The 22,280-nt window shown below is 43.4% G+C and carries 14 protein-coding genes and 1 pseudogene; 8 read left to right on the top strand and 7 right to left on the bottom strand.

Going from position 1 to position 22,280, the window contains the following annotated elements:
- Window positions 1-6 precede the first annotated feature (6 nt).
- Window positions 7-702, bottom strand: coding sequence for a glycosyltransferase family 25 protein (locus VM802_RS03305; RefSeq protein ID WP_325527947.1), 696 nt, complete (start codon window positions 700-702; stop codon window positions 7-9).
- Between the two features lie 833 nt (window positions 703-1,535).
- On the opposite strand from VM802_RS03305, the gene VM802_RS03310 reads away from it, so the two are divergent.
- From VM802_RS03310 to VM802_RS03320, 3 genes are all read left to right on the top strand, one after another.
- Window positions 1,536-3,251 (top strand): lanthionine synthetase LanC family protein, encoded by a 1,716-nt coding sequence (locus tag VM802_RS03310; RefSeq protein WP_325527949.1) that lies wholly within the window; start codon window positions 1,536-1,538, stop codon window positions 3,249-3,251.
- Between the two features lie 72 nt (window positions 3,252-3,323).
- Entirely contained in the window at window positions 3,324-6,437 is a 3,114-nt protein-coding gene (locus VM802_RS03315; RefSeq protein WP_325527951.1) for a lantibiotic dehydratase, read from the top strand.
- Between the two features lie 29 nt (window positions 6,438-6,466).
- Window positions 6,467-7,363, top strand: coding sequence for a hypothetical protein (locus VM802_RS03320; protein ID WP_325527953.1), 897 nt, complete (start codon window positions 6,467-6,469; stop codon window positions 7,361-7,363).
- Here the strand turns inward: VM802_RS03320 and VM802_RS03325 are convergent.
- The 3 genes from VM802_RS03325 to nadC all read right to left on the bottom strand — a co-directional run bounded on the left by VM802_RS03325 (window position 7,346) and on the right by nadC (window position 10,814).
- Window positions 7,346-8,491, bottom strand: a complete 1,146-nt coding sequence (locus tag VM802_RS03325) for a glycosyltransferase family 2 protein (protein ID WP_325527955.1) — start codon at window positions 8,489-8,491, stop codon at window positions 7,346-7,348. The two genes, VM802_RS03320 and VM802_RS03325, sit on opposite strands and share 18 nt — an antisense overlap.
- A 252-nt stretch (window positions 8,492-8,743) precedes the next feature.
- Window positions 8,744-9,943, bottom strand: coding sequence for a winged helix-turn-helix domain-containing protein (locus VM802_RS03330; RefSeq protein ID WP_325527957.1), 1,200 nt, complete (start codon window positions 9,941-9,943; stop codon window positions 8,744-8,746).
- Window positions 9,944-9,974: 31 nt separating this feature from the next.
- Entirely contained in the window at window positions 9,975-10,814 is an 840-nt protein-coding gene (gene nadC, locus VM802_RS03335) for a carboxylating nicotinate-nucleotide diphosphorylase (protein ID WP_325527959.1), read from the bottom strand.
- A 141-nt stretch (window positions 10,815-10,955) separates the two neighbouring features.
- On the opposite strand from nadC, the pseudogene VM802_RS32480 reads away from it, so the two are divergent.
- Window positions 10,956-11,287, top strand: a pseudogene (locus VM802_RS32480) (hypothetical protein); the annotation flags it as partial.
- A 166-nt stretch (window positions 11,288-11,453) separates the two neighbouring features.
- Here the strand turns inward: VM802_RS32480 and VM802_RS32300 are convergent.
- The 3 genes from VM802_RS32300 to VM802_RS03345 all read right to left on the bottom strand — a co-directional run bounded on the left by VM802_RS32300 (window position 11,454) and on the right by VM802_RS03345 (window position 13,892).
- On the bottom strand, window positions 11,454-11,771 hold the full coding sequence (locus VM802_RS32300; RefSeq protein WP_414647032.1) for a DUF6922 domain-containing protein: 318 nt from the start codon (window positions 11,769-11,771) through the stop codon (window positions 11,454-11,456).
- A gap of 154 nt (window positions 11,772-11,925) precedes the next feature.
- Window positions 11,926-12,897 carry a 2,3-diaminopropionate biosynthesis protein SbnB gene (locus VM802_RS03340; protein ID WP_325527961.1) on the bottom strand — a complete coding sequence of 324 codons (972 nt, stop codon included), beginning with the start codon at window positions 12,895-12,897 and terminating at the stop codon, window positions 11,926-11,928.
- A 29-nt stretch (window positions 12,898-12,926) separates the two neighbouring features.
- Complete coding sequence (locus tag VM802_RS03345; RefSeq protein ID WP_325527963.1) at window positions 12,927-13,892, bottom strand: pyridoxal-phosphate dependent enzyme; 966 nt, start codon at window positions 13,890-13,892, stop codon at window positions 12,927-12,929.
- A 1,395-nt stretch (window positions 13,893-15,287) separates the two neighbouring features.
- On the opposite strand from VM802_RS03345, the gene VM802_RS03350 reads away from it, so the two are divergent.
- From VM802_RS03350 to VM802_RS03365, 4 genes are all read left to right on the top strand, one after another.
- A complete protein-coding gene (locus tag VM802_RS03350; protein WP_325527965.1) occupies window positions 15,288-15,821 on the top strand; it encodes a UpxY family transcription antiterminator in 534 nt (177 codons plus the stop codon).
- A gap of 71 nt (window positions 15,822-15,892) precedes the next feature.
- Window positions 15,893-18,325, top strand: coding sequence for an outer membrane beta-barrel protein (locus VM802_RS03355; RefSeq protein WP_325527967.1), 2,433 nt, complete (start codon window positions 15,893-15,895; stop codon window positions 18,323-18,325).
- A 144-nt stretch (window positions 18,326-18,469) separates the two neighbouring features.
- Entirely contained in the window at window positions 18,470-20,500 is a 2,031-nt protein-coding gene (locus VM802_RS03360; RefSeq protein WP_325527969.1) for an AMP-binding protein, read from the top strand.
- Window positions 20,497-22,280, top strand: a 1,784-nt coding sequence (locus VM802_RS03365) for a condensation domain-containing protein (protein ID WP_325527971.1), incomplete at its 3' end; no start/stop codon positions are given. The genes VM802_RS03360 and VM802_RS03365, both read left to right, overlap by 4 nt.

The following is a 22,280-nucleotide window of genomic DNA, read 5'->3' on the forward strand; positions in this document are numbered from 1 at the left end:
GGATAGCTATTCTATTATCTTGCACTGTAAAATATTAGTTAATGAGTGTGACATGTTTTCAAAGTCATATATTCTGAAGCGCTGTTCAATATCGCTCCAGCTGGCACGCTGCCAGGCGATGTATGGATATATGGAATAACAGGCATGTTTCTTCTGTATCATTGTGTAGTACACATCAACGGGATAAGCACATTCTTCCAGCATTTGGATAAGGTCATCGTAGATGGAGCAGTGGATTGCAACTGCATGTGTCATCAGCATATGCGAAACCTGTATTATATTAGAACTGACCTGTTTGGCGCCGCTCAGCTCATTTCCTCCCAGGTATAGTAGCGTCCATGCCAGAGGAATCTGATTATATATTCTTGCAAAAGTTTCCTGCATCTGAGGGCTGAACTGAACATCATCTTCCAGAATGAGAATTTTGCTTAAGTGTTGTGCCTTGGCCTCTTTGATGATTTTTAGGTGAGACAGCAAGCATCCTACAGTACCGGCAATTTTTTTTTGAAAATTAATATCCCGCTGATTGAGTCCCATGGTTTCATGATGCTGTAACCCTGTAGGAATACCAGTAATACCTTCCACTTTGGTTACATTGTCAATCCCGTGTTTTAAGAATTCTTCCTGACTTTCTTCCCAACGATCTTCCCGTGACGGAATATTTATACAGTATACCTTGTCGAAATAGGTTTGAATTGTCATTGAAATTAATTATCTGGTTAATGATTTACGTAGGTGCCCCGCAGTCTTCTCTCTATAATCCATAATTTCCGGGCAGCAGAAAAAGTGAATGTCTTCATAGCTGATTCGTATCGGATCACTTAAATTGGTACGGTAACTTAAATATTTTTCCGGATCATTCCTAGTTTTTAAAAAAATATTTGAATGTGTATCAATCCATATTAATGCTTGATTTTCGATTTAGATCTAGGCTGATCTAACAACCTGGTTGTTTGCTTCCCTGATTATTTTAATCTTGTGAGTGTGCAATATTATGCTTGGAAATTATTTCAAAAATGAAAGGATCATGCGGGACTTTTGTTTACGTAATTCAATGCCCTAAACACGTTATTAATCGCTGCAGTAGAGATGTTGTGTAGGATAGGCTCGCTTTTGTTGTTGCCATCTTGATGGATGTTGAAATATATCCGTGAAAGAATCTATTGTAACTTATCGAGCGGTTTTTTTTGCAGATTCTCATTTCTCATTTATTTATCTTTAAGAAAACCCATCACATGGAAAAAGACAAACCCAAAAAAAAGAAGCTCGTTCTGGGCAAATCCACACTTGTATCATTAGATCCGATTGAGTCTGCCAAAGTAGTTGGCGGCGACGATGCAACAAGTATTTCGTTCTCGTATACTTGCTGCAGACTCGTTTCAAGAATCGGTTGCCAGACCCGCGACGTAACACGTTGTGCGACTTGCTAATAAGTAGTGGCTTTAATTTTTTATGGAAGTTCTGTTTGAATTTTTTAAACAGAACTTCCATTTTGTACTGTTTTCCATATTATGAATAGTAAAGCAATAACAGTAATGGATGAATCTATAATGAGTCTTGAAATACCTTCAGGATATTCAAAGGTTATTGGTGGCCTCGTTGCTCAAATGCGTTTAACAAAACATGTTATCGGATTGAGAGTAAGTAATCTCACTGTTTCCGAACTCGACTATATTGCTAATGGTTACGATTATACGATAGGGACGCTGCTGAAGCACATGGTATTGGTGGAGAAGTTATATCAGTCGGTGGTTTTTTTACAAAGAGATTTGAATGAGCAAGAGAGGCAGGAGTGGAAAGGGGTATTGCCTGGTGAGTTTATTATTGAAAAGAATATTGGAAATCCTGTTGAATACTATCTGTCTATCTGGGACAAAGTCAGAGAAAGTACGGAGAGTTATTTACTGGATTGTACAGATGAGTGGTTATATCAATATCCGGAAGGTGATCTGCGAAGCTATGGAAATCACTACTATTGCCTGTATCATGTTTTGGAGGATCAATTAAGTCACTACGGACAGATTAAGACGTTAATGAGTTTACAAACTAATGCCAACCCAATATCTGAAAAAATAATACACGATAAAATTAATCAAATCGCACTGGATATTTCTTCGGATAATTTCTCTCACCCGTCACTCCTGTCTGGCGAAATGTCAAACGCGATCTTCTACGCCACACTTTATAGGACTACCAACGAAACCGTATATAAAGAGCACTGTGAACGAATTATTGATCGTGTTATCGATTTTGTAGGTGAAACACCCCCTTCAAGCGAGTTCTGTCATGGCTATACCGGTATCGCATGGGGTATTAATTATATGGCCGGATTAGGTGTGGTTGAAGTGGATATGGAAGATTTTTTTGAAGAAATAGACGAGCATATTTATGACGGCTCTAAGGATGCATTAAAAAAAGGGTTTTACGACTATCTTTTTGGAGGACTTGGAGGAGCGGTATACGCTTTAGATCGTCTACCAGATAAACTTGCAGCCAGTCATCTCGCTGAAGTAGTTAATCTGCTGGATGAAACAAAAGAGGTGGATCAATACGGCATAAAATGGATAGATGGCTTTTCAGAAAAAGAACCTGGTTATGAAAGTAAAAAGCTCTATACTTTAGGTTTAGCGCATGGAATACCGGGTATTATTTCAATTTTGTTGAAAATATACGATACCGGTATCAATAGCGTGCTTTGCAGGCAATTGCTGGAAGGCGCTGTCCAATGGATGCTCTTTCACACGAATAAAACAGCAAATAGTTTCTCTATTTATTCCAATTGTGTTAATGATGCAACAGTGAATCCTGACTCGTCACGGCTGGGGTGGTGCTATGGTGACCTGAGCATAGCCTGGGTATTATGGAATGCAGGGAAAATACTTGGCCGCGAGGAGTGGACAACTGCGGCAGTCGGAATTATGGAGCATTCTGTTGGCAGGAGAGACCCCCTTCTTAATGAGAACCTGGATGGGATGTTTTGCCATGGAACCGCGGGCATTGCTTATCTTTTTAGGAAATTTTACAGCATCACCCAAGACAGAAAATACCTGGACGAAGCCAATTACTGGCTTGAGAAAACGCTTTCGCTTTCAATACACAAAGACGGATTTGGGGGATATAAGAGATTTAATAATCAGCAAGGGATCTGGGTGCCCGAACGTGGAATAATTGATGGAACCATCGGTATTGGACTTGTACTGATGAGCTTTCTGAATGAAAGATCCGATTGGGATAGATGTATGTTACTGTAACTATGGAATTTAGTTTGCGTTAATAAGCCTACTGGGTTATTTATAATTGCCGTCAGGCCAAGTACTGTTTTTATGTATAGTGCATTTGGAAATTTCTATCTGAGAACTCCTGTTTATAACATACAAAAGCTGGAATCTTTACCGATTGACTTAGGGAAGTTTATTGAATATGCCCTCTCAGACCAATATTTTATGAACGCCATAAAAGTGGCTTCCCCTGTTTTCTTTACTGAAGTTGCTAAATTAAAGGAGGGCCTGGTTCACAACAGAAATACGAGAAAAATAGGAATTACGCTTTATAAATATTGGCTCAGGATATGTCATCGAAGTACGCCCTTTGGACTTTTCTCTGGTTGTTTACTGGGAGAGATTTCCGAAGAAAGTAAAATAGTACTGGCACAAAAGGAGTTACACAGACACGCCATGCGGTTGGACATGGAGATTGTTTTTGCAATCGCCGAGTACCTGTCCAATATGAAGCTTGTCAAGCCACAAGTCAGGTATCGCCGGAATAATACTATTTACCGTACCGGGACAACCTATCGGTATTTTGAATATGTAATAGTGGAAGGAAGACGGAAATACCAGTTGTCGCATTTTTATTATAGTGAATATATAGAGCAATTATTGGTTCTTGCGGAGAATGATACTACTATTGATGAACTTGTTCAGTGCCTTGCTAACTTTGAATTTGATGCTGAAGAATCAGGCGAATTTATCGGCCAGTTAATTGATGCACAGATACTCGTTTCTGAAATACACCCACCTGTAACGGGTGTCGATCCATTGTCATTTATTATTCGGAAAATAGAGAATGTACAAGGAATCAAAGAGATACAATCCCGCCTTGTGAGGATCAGGGAACTACTTCAGGCAGATAGGTTTTCGGAGTCGCTTATCGAAATAGTTAAAGACCTGTTAGCGGGTGTTCTTGGAAGAGATGAAGTTACCAATAAAAACCCCTTACAGCTGGATCTTTATCTCAACGATGCATTTTGTTCCTTGGACAAGGCACTGGTTGATGACATCGTTAATAGCACAGCCGCGTTATTTCCATTAAAGAAACATAAGAAGAATGATAAACTGGAATTGTTTAAAAAACATTTTATCGAAAGATTTGAAGGACAAGAAGTCGCCCTGGATATTTTGATGGATGTAGACACGGGGATCGGATATGGATCGTCTAATTACGATAGTTATAACAAGTCTGAATTGTTGGAGGCTGTTAATTTTGGTTCTACAGATACAGTTGCAGAAGTCGAACCAGATTCATTCTCGGTATTTCAGATGAGAAAACTTGTAGAATATTATCAAAAACAGCAAACAGAGATCATTATTTCAGAAGAAGATATAAAGAAGTTCAATGACGCCAATGAAGTGCCAGTGTCTGATAACATGTTTATCAGAGGAAGCCTTTTGGCAGAGTTGCCCGGAAAATTGGACCATAACAACTATCGTTTCCTTTTTTCTAATTGCACCGGACCTAGTGGTGTCAACTTCCTGGGGCGATTTTGCAATGGAAGTGAAGAGCTGAGTCGGTTTTCAAAAGAAGTTCTTACCAGGGAAGAAGCAAGCAATAGCAATGCAGTTTTTGCGGAAGTGCTGCATATCCCTCAGGGGAGAGTCGCGAATGTTTCATTGAGGCCGGTTTTTCGTCATTATGAGATACCTTGCCTGACACCTTCCCTGTTACCACCTGATCGGATAATAAGTATGAACGATATCATGGTGAGCGTAAGGGACAACGAAATAATATTAAGGAGTAAAAGGCTCAATAAACAAGTGATTCCGCGCTTGAGTACCGCCCATAATTATAATAAGAGCAGCGTGCCGGCTTTTAAGTTTCTATGCGACCTGCAGTATCATAATATCCGTCCGGGTTTTATTTGGGACTGGGGGGCTTGCGACAATGAACGTTTCTTGCCTAGGGTAAGGTACAGGAATCTGATCCTAAGTAGAGCTAGGTGGTACTTTCAGATTGAAGAACTACAGTATTTGCTGAAGGACAACGTGGACCTCCTTAAAGAATTTAGTATACTAAGTACCAGATATAACATTCCGAGGTACCTTCAGCTTTGCGAAAACGATAATGAATTGTTTATTGATACCAACAATATCAACTGTCTGCAGGTTATTTGTGAACAACTTAAGCTCAACAGAATGGTGATATTGGCAGAGAACCTGCAACTGCAAGACAACGCTATTGTTGAGGATATGAGCGGAGGTGTATATAACAACGAGATGATTATTCCGATATACAAAACAGAAGAGAAGAACTTACCTGTTTTTCCAAATTATAGTCATTCTTCTTCACTGACACGTAGTTTTGTTCCTGGCAGCGAGTGGTTGTATGTAAAAATATACGCTAGTCCTAATACCGTCGAGTCTATCCTGAGCGACATAATGCACGATCTTGTTGATGGGCTACTGCAAAATAACACTATTGACGGATTTTTCTTCGTACGTTTTACAGATCCGGATTTCCACCTGAGATTGAGATTTCATGGAAAGGGACGGTTTTGGTCTACTGTGCTAAATTCGTTATATAAGAGACTCGATCCACTAGTGAAAAATGGTTTGGTATTCAAAGTGTGTACGGATACCTATGTCCGTGAAATAGAACGGTATGGCCCGCAAACAATGGCATATGCTGAAGAACTGTTCCTGGTTGACAGCCTTTTCGTACTGAAGGTAATCAAACTTTTTCAGGGAGAGGACTTAAAGCGGGACAGATGGCCGGTAGCACTGAAAGCCGTCGATATGATGCTGGATGACTTTCAACTGGACATAGAGGCAAAACAGGACCTTTGCGACCGGATACTGGCTTCTTTTTTACATAGTACAGATAATTCTTCACTCTTTAAAAAACAGGTGGATAACAAGTTCCGTGAGTGTCGGAGACGGATGCATGATAGCTTGAGCCTGACGAGCCGTGATGGGGAGGCATTGAATGCCCTGCTGCGGGATAGAAGTAAGGGTATCCGGAAAATCGTAGAACAACTCACCCGGATTGATCAGTTACCATTTGAGATAAATGATCATTTGCTCCCTAGCTATATTCATATGTTGCTGAATAGGCTATTAGCATTCAATCAAAAGAAACAGGAGATTGTCATTTATGCTCTGTTGAGCAAGTACTACCGCTCAATGAGAGCCATGGAAAAGTATAATGAAGGCGTTAAATAATATCTTCAGGTCCAGGAAATATATTCATTATGAATCAGGAGAACGAACAGGTATGGTTAATTGCATCGCTGTTTTGCTTAAAAAGTAACTGGCAGGAACTGTTATCTTCCGGTATACAGCCTTTTTTATGCGGTCTATCTGAAAACCATCAGATTGATTCTTTCCGGGTAATATTAAATGAATCACGTGGAGAGAATATCAGGTTGTCCATATTGGCGCCTCAAAGCTTGGGAGGATATTTGGCTGGTTATACCGATAGCTATTTTAAACAGTATTTCCAGGATAAAAAATTTCAGGCTCAACCGGGTCTAAACACAGAAGTAGAACGGGCGATATTTATGCCTTTCCCTGAAAATTCGATTCAATATGGCTTATATGCTGTTGCGGTAGATGAAGATTTTGTTGACCTTCGGTACAAGGCAATGCCATGGGTATTAACAGAAGGATTAAGCGCTGACGAAGTAGATAAAGATGCGATAGTAACATTTGGATTCTATCTTCATTTATCTACCCTTAAAGCGCTAATGATAATTGATCGCAATGCCAGCCAAACGATAACCTCTTATCATCAAAGTATTGTCGCCGATGCACAGCAGAACATCAAGGAAGAACAGCTCCATAAAAATATCGCCGAAAACTGGCATTGCCTGCACCAGATGGCAGAAGATGTTTTTCCCTTGGAGCATGGGAACGAAAATGTATTTCCCTGGCTATTAAGGTGGGAGGACACAATCATCAGTGAGTTTGAAAAGATACCACAAACCAAAGATGGGATTACATCAGGCTATGTCAGAATATCCAATCTGATTAATTCCAGCCTGAGCCTAAACAAAAGCGACCAAATATTGATCTCCTGCTATATGGTCAATATTATCGGGATAAACGGACCGATTGACTTATGGATTTCGTTAAACAACAATTCCTGAGCTGTAGTCAAAATTTTTAAATACAGTTGTTTTTCCAAATGAGTCAGGATTTACATTTATTCCTTTTTGCTCCAGATTTGCTTCCATCACATACCTGTTATGATAATACATTCTTAGACGCAACAGAACTTCAATAACGTACACATCTGTAATAAGGCGGGATAGAACAATGTCTTCCCGGTAGGAAAATTCATCACCAGCGTTGGTTGTTAAGACAAACATCCCGTTTCCAAATTCCCAGGTTCCTTTAAGCCAGCCGCTTTCCTCGCCATTTTGAGCCACGAAAGGTATTGTGTAAGATCTGGGCTGGTAAGCATATACATGATTTTCAGCATCCAGAGTTGTGTAGTCAGTTATTGTTCCTTTCTCAAACTCGCCGTTCTTGTACAATATTATTACTTCTGAAACAGAAGGGGTAATATGGTCAGAATAGACATGTTTAATATCCTCTGCATTTAAAGTATATCTTTCCTTTTCCTCATGCGAGATGAATTCCAGGAATGACCGGTCATCAATGAACGCTTTTTTAACACCGCTCAGCTGCAGGCGATAGACAAAGTCGTGGTCTTCAAAACCATATTGTTTCATTCGTTCATCAAACCCTTTTACCATTTCAAAATCGCTTTTCCTTACACATACTTTCCCATTTACATCTTGTGCGGGATAAAAATCTGTTTCTTCTTCATGGAAACCGATCGGCGTAAGCACGATATTATTATTCTCATTGAATTTCCTATTTACAAAATGTGCAAATCCTTTCCCCATATAGTGATCGGCATTGATGTTGCAAACAATTTCTCCTTTCGCAAGTTTGAATGCCACGTTTTTGGAATGGCTATGATCAAATATCTCCGGTTCCAGGGTCCGGTAATAAGTGAGCTTACCCGTTGAAAGATAGGGCTGTAGCTCTTCTTTTACCCAACCCCCCATAGCATCTTTTGAATTATAATCCAGCAGGATAAATTCAAGATCTTCGTAATCTTCGTTATCGGTGATATTCTTCAGTAATGTTTCTTTTAAATGATGTAGCCGATTTGCGCAAACAATGCAGAAAGATATTTTCCATTTTTTTTGTTCCATCTTGGAGCCATTATTAGAGTTTAGTAATATGGATTCGATGTTTTCCAAGATACCGAAATTTAGCATGTCTTACTACTATGAATCAATCTGGATGTGAATAATAAGAAACTGCATGAACAATACTGTAGCCGATTTTAGGATATTCTATAATACTTACAAGCTGTCATTTGAAAAGGAAATGAATGACCTGAACGATTTATAGTTTTATCTAGTTCTTCCTAAGTTGTATAACTTACGGTTCATGGCACTCATAATTGTTTAACAGCGTCACCTGTTATGTAGCCGCCACTAAGTTACCCGCTACATCGATAACCCCTCCTTAACCACCTTCAGCAACCGTTTATCATTCGACTTCGTAATAACGATTTCCCTGCAGTGATTAAATCGCGCGAACGCTTTAATAGCTTCCGTAATTTTATTGATGGTGGACGGGCTTAGCGGGAGTGGTTCAAAATGAAGGTTGTGGATGGTGAGGACGGAGTGTTTCCGGTCGGCTTTGGAATCCATCCGGGCAACAAAGGTATCGCCCACCAGCACCGGTAGTGAAAAGTAACCATATTTTCGCTTCGCCTGTGGAACAAAACATTCTACCTGGTAGTCAAAGTCGAAAAAGTCCTTTAACCGGTGCCTCAGCACATTTAATGTGTCAAATGGTGAAAGAATGAAGGCATCGCCACTGAGGGTTATCTTTTTGCTTTTATAGGCAGGCAGCATGTAAAGCGGCGCGGTGTTTAGCCCTTCAACGCTCACAAGACAGACTTCACCTTCGGCGACCATATTCTCCAACGCTGTTTTTACCAGGTGGTTCTTGGCATAATGGGCACGCCAGGAAATATCTTTGGCGTAGGCAATCCCCAGCGACTGCAAAGAACGGCGGATAACATGCCGCGCAAAGTCTTCGGCAGTGGGTGCGGTGGTATCAATATCCGGTGGAAGCAGGTTAATGGGCAGGTCATATACTTTATGGAAGTTTTCCTGCCGGGTACACATCAGGCTGCCGTCGAGGAATAATCTTTCGAGCGCCAGCTTGGCCGGCCGCCAGTCCCACCAACCGGAACTTGCCGTCGGACGGTCCTCCTCAAAGTCTTTTACCATCAGCGGACCTTCCCGGGAAATTCTGTCCAGCACCTTGTTCATCAGGTTAGCCTCCGGTTGTGTCAGCGGCTTTCTCCGCGACAAAAAGCCCTCCTTCACCGGCAGTGAGAAGCGGTATTCGTGCATCGGAATATAACCGGTGCCGTAGGTGAAATATTCAAAGATCCTGCCGTCTGCCAGCAACTCATCAATCCATTGTGGTTTATAGTCAGGCACGCGCGTGGCAATAGCATGGTGATGAGCCCTCTCTACAACATAATTGGTATCGATCTGAATAAAACCGAAATGGTCGATCAGTTTGTAAACGGCCTCAATGCCTTTGCCGAACTGCGCCGGCTTAACTAACCCCGCTGCATGAAGGATTATTTTTCTCGCTTGTGAACTGGTAAGGATATGTTGCTTCATAGCTGAAACAAGATAAGCGATAATATCTGCTCTATATTTTGTGTGCCTTTAAACTTAGGTCCATGCTCACAGCATGATGTATGATAGCGCCGCATGAGACGTAATCGACACCAGTACGGGCATATGAAATAATGTTATCGAGATTGATACCGCCCGACGCCTCGGTCTCATACTTACCGCCAATCAGCTCAATTGCTTCTTCCAATAGTTCCGGTGAGTAGTTATCGAGCATGATGCGGTGTACATTGCCCACAGCAAGCACACGGCGCACATCATCGAGGTTACGGGTCTCGATCTCTATTTTCAGGTTGCGGTTGTTAGCCGCAAGGTACTCGTTGGTTTTCTGTATGGCCTGCTCTATGCCGCCACAAAAATCGATATGGTTGTCCTTCAGCATGATCATATCGTACAAGCCCATGCGAAGGTTGTAACCGCCGCCAATGCGCACTGCCTGCTTTTCGTATTCGCGGAACAGCGGCGTGGTTTTGCGGGTATCGAGTATTTTGGTTTTGTAGCCTTTTATTTTACCGGCGTATTTATTGGTAAGCGTTGCGATGCCGCTCATGCGCTGCATGCAGTTAAGCACCAGTCTTTCTGCTTTTAATATGGTATGCACGCTGGCTTCAACGGTAAACGCGGTTTCGCCATTATTTACAGCATCGCCATCTTTTTTATAGAGGGTGAATTTTACATCTTCTTCCAGATGATGGAAAATATCCTGCGCCAGCTGCATGCCTGCCAGTATGCCTTCTTCCTTTATTTTAAGTACCGCCTTACCTTTCGCATCGGCCGGTATGGATGCCAGTGTAGAGTAATCGCCGCTGCCCACGTCTTCGAGCAATGCTGCGGCAATGAATTCTTGTGTTGTCAATCGCTCTGTATTTTAGGACGCCAAATTAAGTAAATACTATCAACTTAACGATAATAATTAACCCAGGTTGCCAGTTAAAGAATAAAAAAAACATTGTAAATATTGATAGTTTTGAGTCACCACACAGAAAACTACCATACAATGCTTAGTGAGGCTGAAATTATATCAATTTTCTGTATTGTTGATGATATGCTAAAGGCATGTGGTCATAAGGAAGACATCGGTATCAGGGTTAGTGACAGCGAGATAATAACAACAGCGATAATAGAAAGATCATTAAGAGTCGGTTGCTCAAAGGCAAACAATGGCGGGGTAAGCAATGTTCGATGAGGCGGTATTTTTATGGTGTGAAAGTTCAGGTATTGAGCACTGCTTCGGGTATCCCGGTGGAGTTTTGTTTTGTACCGTGCTGTGAAAGCGATGTACAGGCATTGAAGAAACTACCAATGACAGTGGCGGCAGAAAGGAGCATATCTAATTACTAAGCTGTCTGTATGTTTTTGTTGATATAAACATCACCCGCTTGCAATAGCATTTAGTCCTGTAGGAGCGTTCCTCCGCTTCTTCTCATAGCCTTACTGTAATAGTATCCACCTACTAAGAAGAAATTCCGTAGATGTTCATCTTTCATCAACCTTACTAAGAGTTCCAGTGTGGATTCACTGACTGTTTCTTTTCGTAGCATTTCAAGTCGGATAATGGTATATTAAATTGGTGGCTTACAAAATTCATGTCTTTTTCATTCAGATAGGGCAAGCGTTTTATAGTTTCTGTTACACCATCAATACCATATAGATTCAACATGGCATACCAGTCATTGGGCCAGCCCCGTTCAATGACTCGCTGTACAACAATATCCCGCATAGCCATATAGTCAAAGTTTGACTTATCATACTCCCAAAAAAGAGAGGTGTTAATATGCACGTCAGGAAAATTCTTGTATGTGTCGAAAAACATATAGTATATGTGATTGTAAATCAATTCCTAATGTTGCAAAAATACGAAAAAAATGATAATATATTAACTTCGCAGAAATCTCTTTTTTGATCTCTCTTTCAAAACTATACTGTTACTTCTTCCGTTGTCTCCTCGTCAGGAGACAATCATAAATTCAGTCCGGCAAAACCGTCCCTGCATTTCTTCTCATAGCCTCGTTGTAATAGTATCCACCTACGGCAATATCGAATATCGCCATCCCCATAGGATTAAACATGATCACCGCATCTGGCGTTGCCTGTTGCAATGCTTTTGTATATATAATGTCGGCAATGGAAAGCGTATCGCCTTTTTCAAGGCCGGTCGTTTTGTGCATGTTCTCAATGTCGGTATTCTCCCGGCATACTTCGTCCCAGTCATCTACGATGATAATATCCATAAATGACCTCATCGATGCCTGGTAATCTCTTAGTGAAACATTCAGTTGCAATGACCCTTTCACCGGTGGCAGATCCACATAAGGGCTTGACGAAACCGTGCAGGTGATGAAAATGTTAGCCACGAGATAAGCCTCCTGCCAGGAGCCGGCTATCTGCACTTTGTCTCTCCACACAGGATCGATCTGACTAAGATCCACCGGATGGATGTCATAGAGGAAGATTCGTTCAATGCGTTCGCCAAGAAGCGCGGTGATCATCTTCAGGTGTGTTTGGCCTATAGGTCCAAAACCCATGATGGCAACAGTAAAACGCTGATTGTCGTCTTTAATGGAGAGATATTCCTGCACGATCGCACCTGATACAGCGGCAGTACGGATAGCGCTGATAGCAGCTGTGTTGATCACGCACAAAGGTATGCCTGAATCATGCTCGTTCAGAATGGTGACGGAGTGGGCGCGCGGCTTGTTGTGGTAAATGTTTTCAGGGAAGCTGGCGATCCACTTGATGCCAGCCAGTGGTGTACTGCCTCCCACATAGGCGGGCATGGCAATAATCCTGTTCCTGGGATGACCATATCTCAGGTAAGGCTTGATCGGTTGTGCGTAATCGTTGTTGTGCAACGCAGTTACTGCCTTGCTGATAATGGTAGTGAGGTCATGCCAGTCTACTCCCAGTTCATTGATGTTGGACGCATTCAGATATAGCATTGTCCGTGTTTATTTTTCCAGGTTAATAATTACGATATTGTTGCCACCGTCAGTTTTTCTGCAAGCTGATCCCCCCATTGCTTGTTGTAGATAGTATCGAGATAAGTATGTCCTTTGTCCGGGAAGACCATGAGCGCCGTGGGCGGGGTCGCATGGTTATGGTGCTGGAAATACTGCTTTGCGGCAAAATATACAGCGCCGGAAGAGGCACCGGCAAAGATGACCTGCTCATGCAACAATTCAAAGCACCCTTTGATGATGTCTGGCTGCGATACAATGACCACATCATCAATAATGGCATTACTGATGATAGGCGGTACCTGACTCGCTCCAATGCCGGAGATATAACGTTTTACAGGTGGCGCATTGAAGATAACGGAGCCCTCCACATCTACGCCTACTATTTTTACGTCAGGTCTTTTCTGTTTCAGGCTTTTGGAAATGCCTGTAATGGCGCCACTGGAACTTACGGCAATGAATACATAATCAATATGATCAAATGCACTAATGATCTCATCAGTGAGACCGTAGTAACCTTTGTAGTTGTTGGGGTCGCCGTACTGGTCGGCGATAAATGAATTGCTGGTACCCGCATGTAACCTGTTCACGGTGTCGATGCGGGTAAGCAGGTATCCGCCCGTTTTATCGCGTTCAGATACTTTCACTACTTTATAGGAAAGAAGGTTCAGTAATGACTCATACGCGCTGTTGATGTTGGGATCTATCACAGGAATGAATTTCAGCCCCAGCATCTTGCAGATGGATGCTACCGCAATGGCGAGATTTCCCGAGCTGGATGCGATGATAGTAGTATCCTGGTTAATGCGGCCCGATCTGATACCATTGTATACAATGCTATATGCTGCGCGGTCTTTGGAGCTGCCGGAAAAATTGTTATACTCCAGTTTGGCGAACAGGTGGGCGTGGTCATGCTTCAACTCCATCAATGGGGTGTTCCCGATGTAGCTGGCTAGCTTTTCGAGCTGTTGTAACATAAGTGAAATGTTTAAGGGATGATTACTGGAAGAACTGTTGCTGGTTTATTTTTCAGATGCTGGTGTTTCAGACTGTAGCAAAGATTGGGTTATGGGCAGGATTTTACATTGAATATCATTCAGCTACGTCTCTGGATAGATCAGGAGAATACAGAGCTCGCGCTACCGTGGAAAACATCCAGCTGCCAAATAAATCAGAAAAAATTGCCGGTAGGATAATACGCCGGTACGTAGGATAACCGAATTTAGTTAAACAATTTAACTTCACAAAAAACACTTCTCCTGAATGAAGTAATATATCAACAGTTTGTATTCCTAATCTGTATGGTCTGACACAAATGACGAACGCCATTTGCGTCAGACTATATAATTACCTGTTTATGATATACTGACTTATTGCTGCAGTGGCCGTTTGAAAAAAAAGCCGCACTAGATCAGAATGGTGTGATGCGCCTGCATTGCTAACATAACGGAAGTCGCTGAAGTAGAATAGGGATGATGTTGTAACAGGAGGTGTTGATCAAAATTTTTTTTTTATTTGAATAGTTTTTATTTACTTTAACCGCGATTTAGAAATTGGATTGGATTGGAGAGTAGATTAAACAATGGGCTAACCCTGTATTTCCATGAAACTATTTGTCGGTATGAGTAAAAGGCGTTAACTCAGAGAAAGTATTTTAAATCCCAAAATTGAGCCGCGTTCCACTTAGCTTTGTTTGGGAATCCTATTAAATGGTGTAATAATTAATGAATTGCATTGCACAGAGGTCGTTGGCATAGGCACTAGGCTGATGACACGAGGTTATCCGCAAAGAAAAATGAAAATCAAACAAAAAATCTAAAAAAAACTGTCACTTGTTACAACATGATCATCGTACACTTCGGAGTAAGGTGTGTTGTCAAGCACTAATTTGAGTATGTCTCGTAGTCCGCTTTAGAGCCCTGGATGAATGCTCGAAATTTTCCGGATTTTAGTTTAATAATCGAAGCAATCTTTATCTGACGCAAGTAATGTGACTTACGGATAGCAAAGCTATATCCGGAAGTGAACTTCACTTTTGGTCTGAATGATTTTAGTTCAATAACACAAGCTATTTTATCTGACGCAAGTAATATGTGACTTACGGATAGCGAAGCTTTATCCGGTAGCGAACATTGCATTTGGTCTGATTGATTTCAGTTTAATAACACAAGCTATTTTACCTGACGCAAGTAATATGTGACTTACGGATAGCGAAGCTTTATCCTATAGTGAACATTGCATTTTACCCTGACTCATTTCAATCTTTTTACGTGCTTTTAAAACCAGGCAAAACAGTTGCACTCCACTCGTGCAGTAGCTGTTTGCCCGGCGATATTACTTTTTACTGAATGGTGTGTAAAAACCTTACTGTCATGAATAACACTTTAGAAGCTAAGCAACCGCGTTGTGTTGATGAAAAATCATCCCGATGGTATATCGCTTACACTTTTTCCAGAGCGGAAAGGGCCGCCCAGCGAAAGTTAGAGATGATCGGAGTCTCCTCCTATGTCCCATTGCACAAAGTGCAGAAGAACTGGAGTGACAGAAAGAAGATACTTGAAACACCATTATTCCCTAACTACATATTCATTTATGCATCGCAGACAAGAAAGTATGAAATACTGAAAATGAAGGAAATCGTAAACTACATTACCTTTGAAGGTAAGGCCGTGACGGTTTCCGAAAACCTCATCAATTCTATAAAGAAAATAGTGGAGCACGACGTAGAAGTAACCTCTCTGGATTATTCTCCCGGTATGCGCGTGCGTATCAAAGAAGGTCCGCTCGCAGGTGTGGAAGGAAAACTACTGAAGAAGAACAACAAAAATTTCCTGCTGGTAGAAATCGAAATTCTGCAGAGGGCTGTAGCCATCAATATCTCCTGCGATACCGTCGTACCCGTTTGAAATTTCTTGCTGGGACAGAAATATTTCGTTAAATTATGAATCAGTTATTATCGTATCAGAAACCCAGAACTATGAATCAACTTAAGAGCATTATTATCACGCTAAGTCTTTGTTTTACTGCATCTTTACTGTTTGGACAATCGAAAGACCTGGTGATAAGCGGTACCGTTACCGATGGAAATGCCACCCCTGTTGTTGCAGCCAGTGTTTCTCTCTTTCGTGCGAAAGATACCTTCCTCGTAAAAATCACAACTGTTGATAATCAGGGATACTACCGTTTTGAAGGAATAAATGAAGATACTTACTTCATCGCAGTAGCCGCACTGGGCCACGCAAATTATGTGACTTCTCCTTTCAGCGCAATAGCACAGCAGCCCGTTTTTACCGTGCCGCCGGTAAAATTACAGAAACAGGCAAAAGAGCTGCAAGGCGTTACCATCAAAAGTACCAGACCACCAGTGGAAGTGCGTGCAGATAAAATGGTGCTCAATGTAGCCTCATCCATCAATGCAAGCGGATCCAGCGCACTCGAACTGCTGAAGAAATCTCCCCTGGTGAAAGTAGATAACAGTAGCAATATCTCTATCAATAATAAGAACGGGGTAGTGGTGTTCATTGACGGCAGACAAACTAACCTCAGCGGCAGCGATCTCGCGGCCCTTCTCCAGGGAATGCAGTCATCCAATATTGAAACCATTGAGATCATCACCAACCCGTCTGCAAAATTCCCCGCTGAAGGAAATGCCGGCATCATCAATATCAGAATGAAAAAGAACCGGTCGTATGGTTTCAATGGCAACGCCACAGCCACCGGTACATACGGATCTGCCATGCGATATGACGCCGGTGCCAATCTCAACTACCGCAACCAGGCAATGAACATCTACGGTAACTATAGCTACCGGTATGGTGATTACAATATATTCTCCAACATTTTCCGCATTGAACAGAATGGTACCAACAACACGTTTGATCAATACACCAACATTGTAAACAAAAGTAATAACCACTCCTTCAAAGGCGGCGCAGATTTTTTCCTTTCTCCCAAAAGCACCCTCGGCATAATGGTGAATGGTGCAGTTAATAACAACCCTGCAAAGAACGACGGCCTTACTTACATCTACAGGGTTCCGGGCAAAATAGACTCCATTCTGAAAGCCAGGCTGGAACAGCAAGGCAATATGAACCGCATGGACTACAACGTCAACTATCAGTACAGCGATACGTCCGGCCGTACCCTGAACGCAGACGCGGACTATATCGTCTACAATAATGATACACGCGTATTCCAGCCGAATGAATACATTCTCCCCGACGGAACAAGTTTGAGATCGCATACGATCAGAACAACTGCCGGTACAGACATCCGGATCGGTACCTTTAAAGTGGATTATGAACAGAATCTCTTCTCCGGAAAGATAGGCGGTGGCCTGTTTTACAACGACGTAACAGCGAAGAACGCTTTTAAGTTCTACGATGTACTGACCACTAAAGACACATTGAATACCGACCGGTCCCGTGTATTTGAATACCGCGAAAAGGTAGCCGCCGCATATCTCACATACAGCAGAGACATAAAGAAATTCAACCTGCAGGCCGGCCTGAGACTGGAACATACCAGCGCATCAGGTGATCTTACCACGTATAACAATACCGCTTACAAAGGATTGGACACTTCTTACCTGAACCTTTTCCCAAGTCTGTCCATCGCTTATAATATCGGTGATAGACATACAATAGGGATCAGCTACAGCCAGCGTATAGACAGACCAGGCTATGAAGACCTCAACCCGTTTGAAACGCCGCTGGATGAACTGATATTCGCAAGAGGCAACCCCTTTGTAAGACCTCAGTATACAGATAATATTCAGTTGACTTATAACTATCAGGGATTTGGTGCAGTGCTTGGCTACAGCCGCGTAAAAGACTATTTCACTAAAGTAATCGATACACTGGGTGAAGGAAAAATTATGCAGACGATCAGAAACATCCCCGTTCAGCGTGTCTACTCACTGAATACATCCCTGCAACAACCCGTGACCAAATGGTGGAATCTATTCCTGGCAACAGATTTCATCTATACGCAGTTCAAGGGTGCGCTCAACAGCAGTATCCTCGACGATAATATTTTTACCTTCAATGCATTTGCGAATAATACCTTCAGTTTCCCCAACGACTGGAGTGCGGAGCTTTCCGCTTATTACAATGGTCCCTGGCTTCAGGGTATCATGCGCTGGAAGGATCTCTGGTCTATGGACATCGGCGTGCAGAAAAAAATACTTCGTGGTAACGGCGCCGTGAAACTTGGCATGACTGACATCTTCAACACAAATGTCGACCGCGTTCTGATCAATTATAGCGGGGCATACAGCACCGGCAGATTCAAAGGGGAAACCCGCCAGCTGCGGCTGACCTTTGATTACCGCTTCGGTAACAGCAATGTGAAAAAAGCCAGAGGAAGGACCACCGCTGCTGATGCGGAAAGCAAACGCCTGAAAGGTTAAGCGTCCCCGTCTTTCCCTACATTATACCAATACTTCATCAATACTCCGGATCAACATACCCACATACTATGGGTGTGAAGGAACTTGTTTTGTCACACACAACACCTGTAATTATTCAAGATAATCTGTAACTCTTTTGATTCCATGAAATTTACTGGAGGTACGATAACGCACCGTTTAACGGGGCATGCCCATATGTATCCCGAAAAGCCTGCTTTTATTATCCTGGGAAACGAGCATGAAAAGGAAATAAGGCTGACCTACCGGCAACTGCTGGACAGCGTTAGCCTGCTTGCCGGATTCCTGGCAGACAGACAACTGGAAGGTCGGCACGTAATGCTCGTATACCAGGACATACAGGCGTTTGTAATAGCTTTCCTCGCATGCCAGTACGCCGGCGTCATTGCTGTCCCCGTAGCTTATGGACGCGGAACCCGCCAGCAGGCAAGGCTTTCAGCCATCATAGAAGATGCCGGGTCACATACTGTACTATGCTGTGAGGGGGTACAACCTTACCTGGAAAAATCCTTCGCCGCTTCTCCTGCATTGCATAATATTGCCATTATCCCCACCACTAAGCTCCCTGCTCCATCGGGAAAAACCGGTGACTCCCGCGGCAATCCAATCGCTTTCATACAATATACTTCCGGCTCTACGGCATCGCCCAAAGGGGTAGTCGTTTCCGCTGAGAACCTGATGGATAACCAGGCCGCTATACAAAACACTTTCAACACAGACGAAGATGCCATCATATTCTCCTGGCTGCCGTTTCATCATGATATGGGACTGATCGGAAATATACTGCATACGGTATATACCGGCTGTACCGGCATACTGATGCCGCCCACGCTTTTTGTACAAAGCCCGCAACGTTGGCTGCTGGCCATTACGGAGTACAAGGTGACCCATAGCGGCGGCCCCAATTTCGCCTATGACCTTTGCGTGAATAAAATTCAGCCAGACATACTGCCTTTGCTGGACCTTTCTTCCTGGAAGGTGGCCTTCAATGGTGCAGAACCGGTACATGCGGATACGCTGCAACGTTTTGCCGCACGCTTCCAGGTAACCGGATTCCGCAAAGAAGCTTTCCGTCCCTGTTACGGGCTGGCTGAAGCAACGCTGCTGGTAGCTGGTGAAAGAAAGGAATCCTCTCCATTAATTCAATACATACATAAAGACACGGCCGGAGGTGTCCGGCTGGTAAGTGAACAGGATGCGGACGCAAAAGCAGTGGTAAGCTGCGGCGGTGTTTCTGGCGGGATGGACGTGAGAATCATCTCTCCGGATAACGGTTTACCCTGCGGAGAAATGGAAGTGGGCGAGATCTGCATCAGCGGAAGAAGCGTCACCACCGGTTATTGGAATAGGGATAACAGCGACGTTTTCCTGAAACTGGAAGGTAGCAGCTTCCTGAAGACCGGCGACCTCGGCTTCTTTTGCGAGGGCGCTCTTTTCGTGCACGGCAGGATCAAAGAGATGCTTATCATCCGCGGACAGAATTTTTACCCTTACGACATAGAGCGGTTAATAGCGCAACGCCACGCTGCTATAGAAGATAATGGTGTGGCCATATTTACGGTGGGGCATGAAGAGGATGCCTGCGTGGTAATGGCTGAGATGAAAAGGACGTCCCTTGCCAATACGGATGTGAAACAGGTCATCACCTCCATTGAGCTGCTGATGGAGGGACAGTACGGGATCACCCCATATGATATTATGCTCACCACCCCGCTCACGATCCCACGGACCACCAGCGGGAAACTACAACGTGCGCAATGCGCCATCGGCTATCAACAGAAAAGTATGGATGCAGTTGCGTCAAAACGAACCTTGTTGCCGGATACCGCCCGTAAGGAAAAAGATGACGGACTGCTGGAGGAGGTGCTGCAGCAACGCAGCTATCAGGCTATCAGGAATTATCTGGTGAACATAATTGAATCCAGAACCACCTGGCTCAACGGAGATCAACCGGATGACCAGGTAGAACTGACAGGCATCGGCATTGACTCGCTTAGGGCGATGGAGATCGTCAATATCATCAACAAGGAACTTAACCTCAATATCGACGCTTCAGGGATATTCCTCGACAACACTTTGTCCGGGCTGATCAATGTAGTGGAAAACATGTTGTGGCTAAACGGAGGAAAATATTCTGGAAAAGAAATTACTATATGAACACATTAGAGATCATTGCTGCATTTAAAAAATACAAGGTCGTTCCTGTCTGGGAAAACAACCAGCTGAAACTGGTGGGTGATACGGCTTCATTGCCCGGAGCGTTCATCGAGGAAATCAGGAACAACAAGCAGGAGCTGATCGCATTCCTGAGCCGTACTATGGACCAGACAGCGAATGCGCCCATCCCGCTGGTACCGGCACAGGAGCATTATCCCGCTTCCAATGCACAGAGAAGATTGTGGGTACTGAGCCAGTTTGATGGCGGTACCAGCGCCTACAACATCCTGAAGAATTTCTATCTGAAAGGTAGAGTAGTCAGGGAAAACCTGAACCGGGCATTCCGTTTGGCCGTACAAAGACATGAGAGCCTCCGGACTGTATTCAGGGAGATCGATGGAGAGCTGAGACAAGTGGTACTCCCTGCGATGCAGTTTGATATCGACTTTGAAGACATCAGCGCAGTAGCGGATAAAAAAGTATACCTGAAAACGTGGGCATCCGCATCCGTAGCGTGGAAGTTTGACCTGGCGAACGGACCGCTGATAAAGGTGGTGCTGCTGCGCATAGCTGATGACGAATATGCCATGATCTTCGGTATGCATCACATCGTCAGCGACGGATGGTCTATCGGCGTTCTGGTGAAAGAAGTAATGCACTGCTATGAAGCATTATGCCTCGGCAAAGAAAACAGTATGCCTCCGGTGAGAGTGCAGTACAAGGATTATGCGCACTGGCTGGATCAGCGAATAGAAGGCAGCAGGGGAACGCATCCAAGAGATTTCTGGATGGAGCAGTTCACTAATATGACCGATCCGCTGAACCTGCCCACAGACATACCACGTCCCGGTATGAAGAGTTTTGAAGGCGCGGTATCGCGTTTTCAGCTGGAACCAGATGTCTATAACAGTATACTCGCTTTCTGTAAAACCAACCAGGTCACGCTGTTCAACTTTTTTAGATCTGCGCTGACCGTACTGTTGAGCAAATTTTCAGGCCAGCATGATATTACTATGGGAACGCCTGTTTCTGGTCGTAATCATTTTGAGCTGGAAGGGCAGATTGGCCTGTATGTAAATACACTGCCGCTCAGAATCGCTATCAACCACAACGACACGTTTTCGGAACTGCTCAGAAATATCTCTGAAAACTCTTACAGATCATTCGAGTTCCAGGATTACCCGCTGGATAAAATCATCGACAATCTGCATCTGAAAAGAGATACCAGCAGATCTCCGTTGTTCGATGTAATGATGGTACTACAGAATACTGCTGTTGGAGATGGTTCTATTAACCTCACCCGGCAACATGGTTTTGACCTGCATCCGCTGGATGATTATCTCTATCCGGCCGGAAGAACCAGTGATGAAGCATTGCCAGCTAAATTCGATCTGACATTCAACTTTTATAATGAGCCTGACAACAAATTCTTTGTCGAAATAGAATATGCTACCACCTTATTCCGGAAAGAAAGCATCAACCGCTTCTTCCGGGCTTTCCAGCGCATCATTGCGCAGGTGTTGCAAAATCCTGGTATCAGAACAGGAAACATCGATATACTGGATGCAGCAGAGCGGGAAGAAATCCTGTACCGCTTTAACCGCCCGGTCGGTGAAGTAGCTGCTATCAGCATTCCGTCCTTGCTGGAAGCCCGCCTGCAAAGTATGGGTGATGCTCCGGCCATCATCTGTGGGGATGTAGTTGTTTCATATAATGAACTACGTGACCGCAGTGACCGCATCGCCTCCTGTCTCACAACGGTAGCTGGTTTGCAGCCTGG

The organism is Chitinophaga sp., from assembly GCF_035538455.1.
GTDB lineage: Bacteria > Bacteroidota > Bacteroidia > Chitinophagales > Chitinophagaceae > Chitinophaga.

Excerpts from the sequence above, each read along its gene's own strand:
- VM802_RS32300 (WP_414647032.1), bottom strand. The coding sequence starts at position 11,771 with ATGTTTTTCGACACATACAAGAATTTTCCTGACGTGCATATTAACACC.
- VM802_RS03360 (WP_325527969.1), top strand. The coding sequence starts at position 18,470 with ATGAAATTTACTGGAGGTACGATAACGCACCGTTTAACGGGGCATGCC.
- VM802_RS03320 (WP_325527953.1), top strand. The coding sequence starts at position 6,467 with ATGAATCAGGAGAACGAACAGGTATGGTTAATTGCATCGCTGTTTTGC.
- VM802_RS03315 (WP_325527951.1), top strand. The coding sequence starts at position 3,324 with ATGTATAGTGCATTTGGAAATTTCTATCTGAGAACTCCTGTTTATAAC.
- VM802_RS03340 (WP_325527961.1), bottom strand. The coding sequence starts at position 12,897 with ATGCTATATCTGAATGCGTCCAACATCAATGAACTGGGAGTAGACTGG.
- VM802_RS03355 (WP_325527967.1), top strand. The coding sequence starts at position 15,893 with ATGAATCAACTTAAGAGCATTATTATCACGCTAAGTCTTTGTTTTACT.
- VM802_RS03310 (WP_325527949.1), top strand. The coding sequence starts at position 1,536 with ATGGATGAATCTATAATGAGTCTTGAAATACCTTCAGGATATTCAAAG.
- VM802_RS03330 (WP_325527957.1), bottom strand. The coding sequence starts at position 9,943 with ATGAAGCAACATATCCTTACCAGTTCACAAGCGAGAAAAATAATCCTT.
- VM802_RS03305 (WP_325527947.1), bottom strand. The coding sequence starts at position 702 with ATGACAATTCAAACCTATTTCGACAAGGTATACTGTATAAATATTCCG.
- VM802_RS03350 (WP_325527965.1), top strand. The coding sequence starts at position 15,288 with ATGAATAACACTTTAGAAGCTAAGCAACCGCGTTGTGTTGATGAAAAA.
- VM802_RS03345 (WP_325527963.1), bottom strand. The coding sequence starts at position 13,892 with ATGTTACAACAGCTCGAAAAGCTAGCCAGCTACATCGGGAACACCCCA.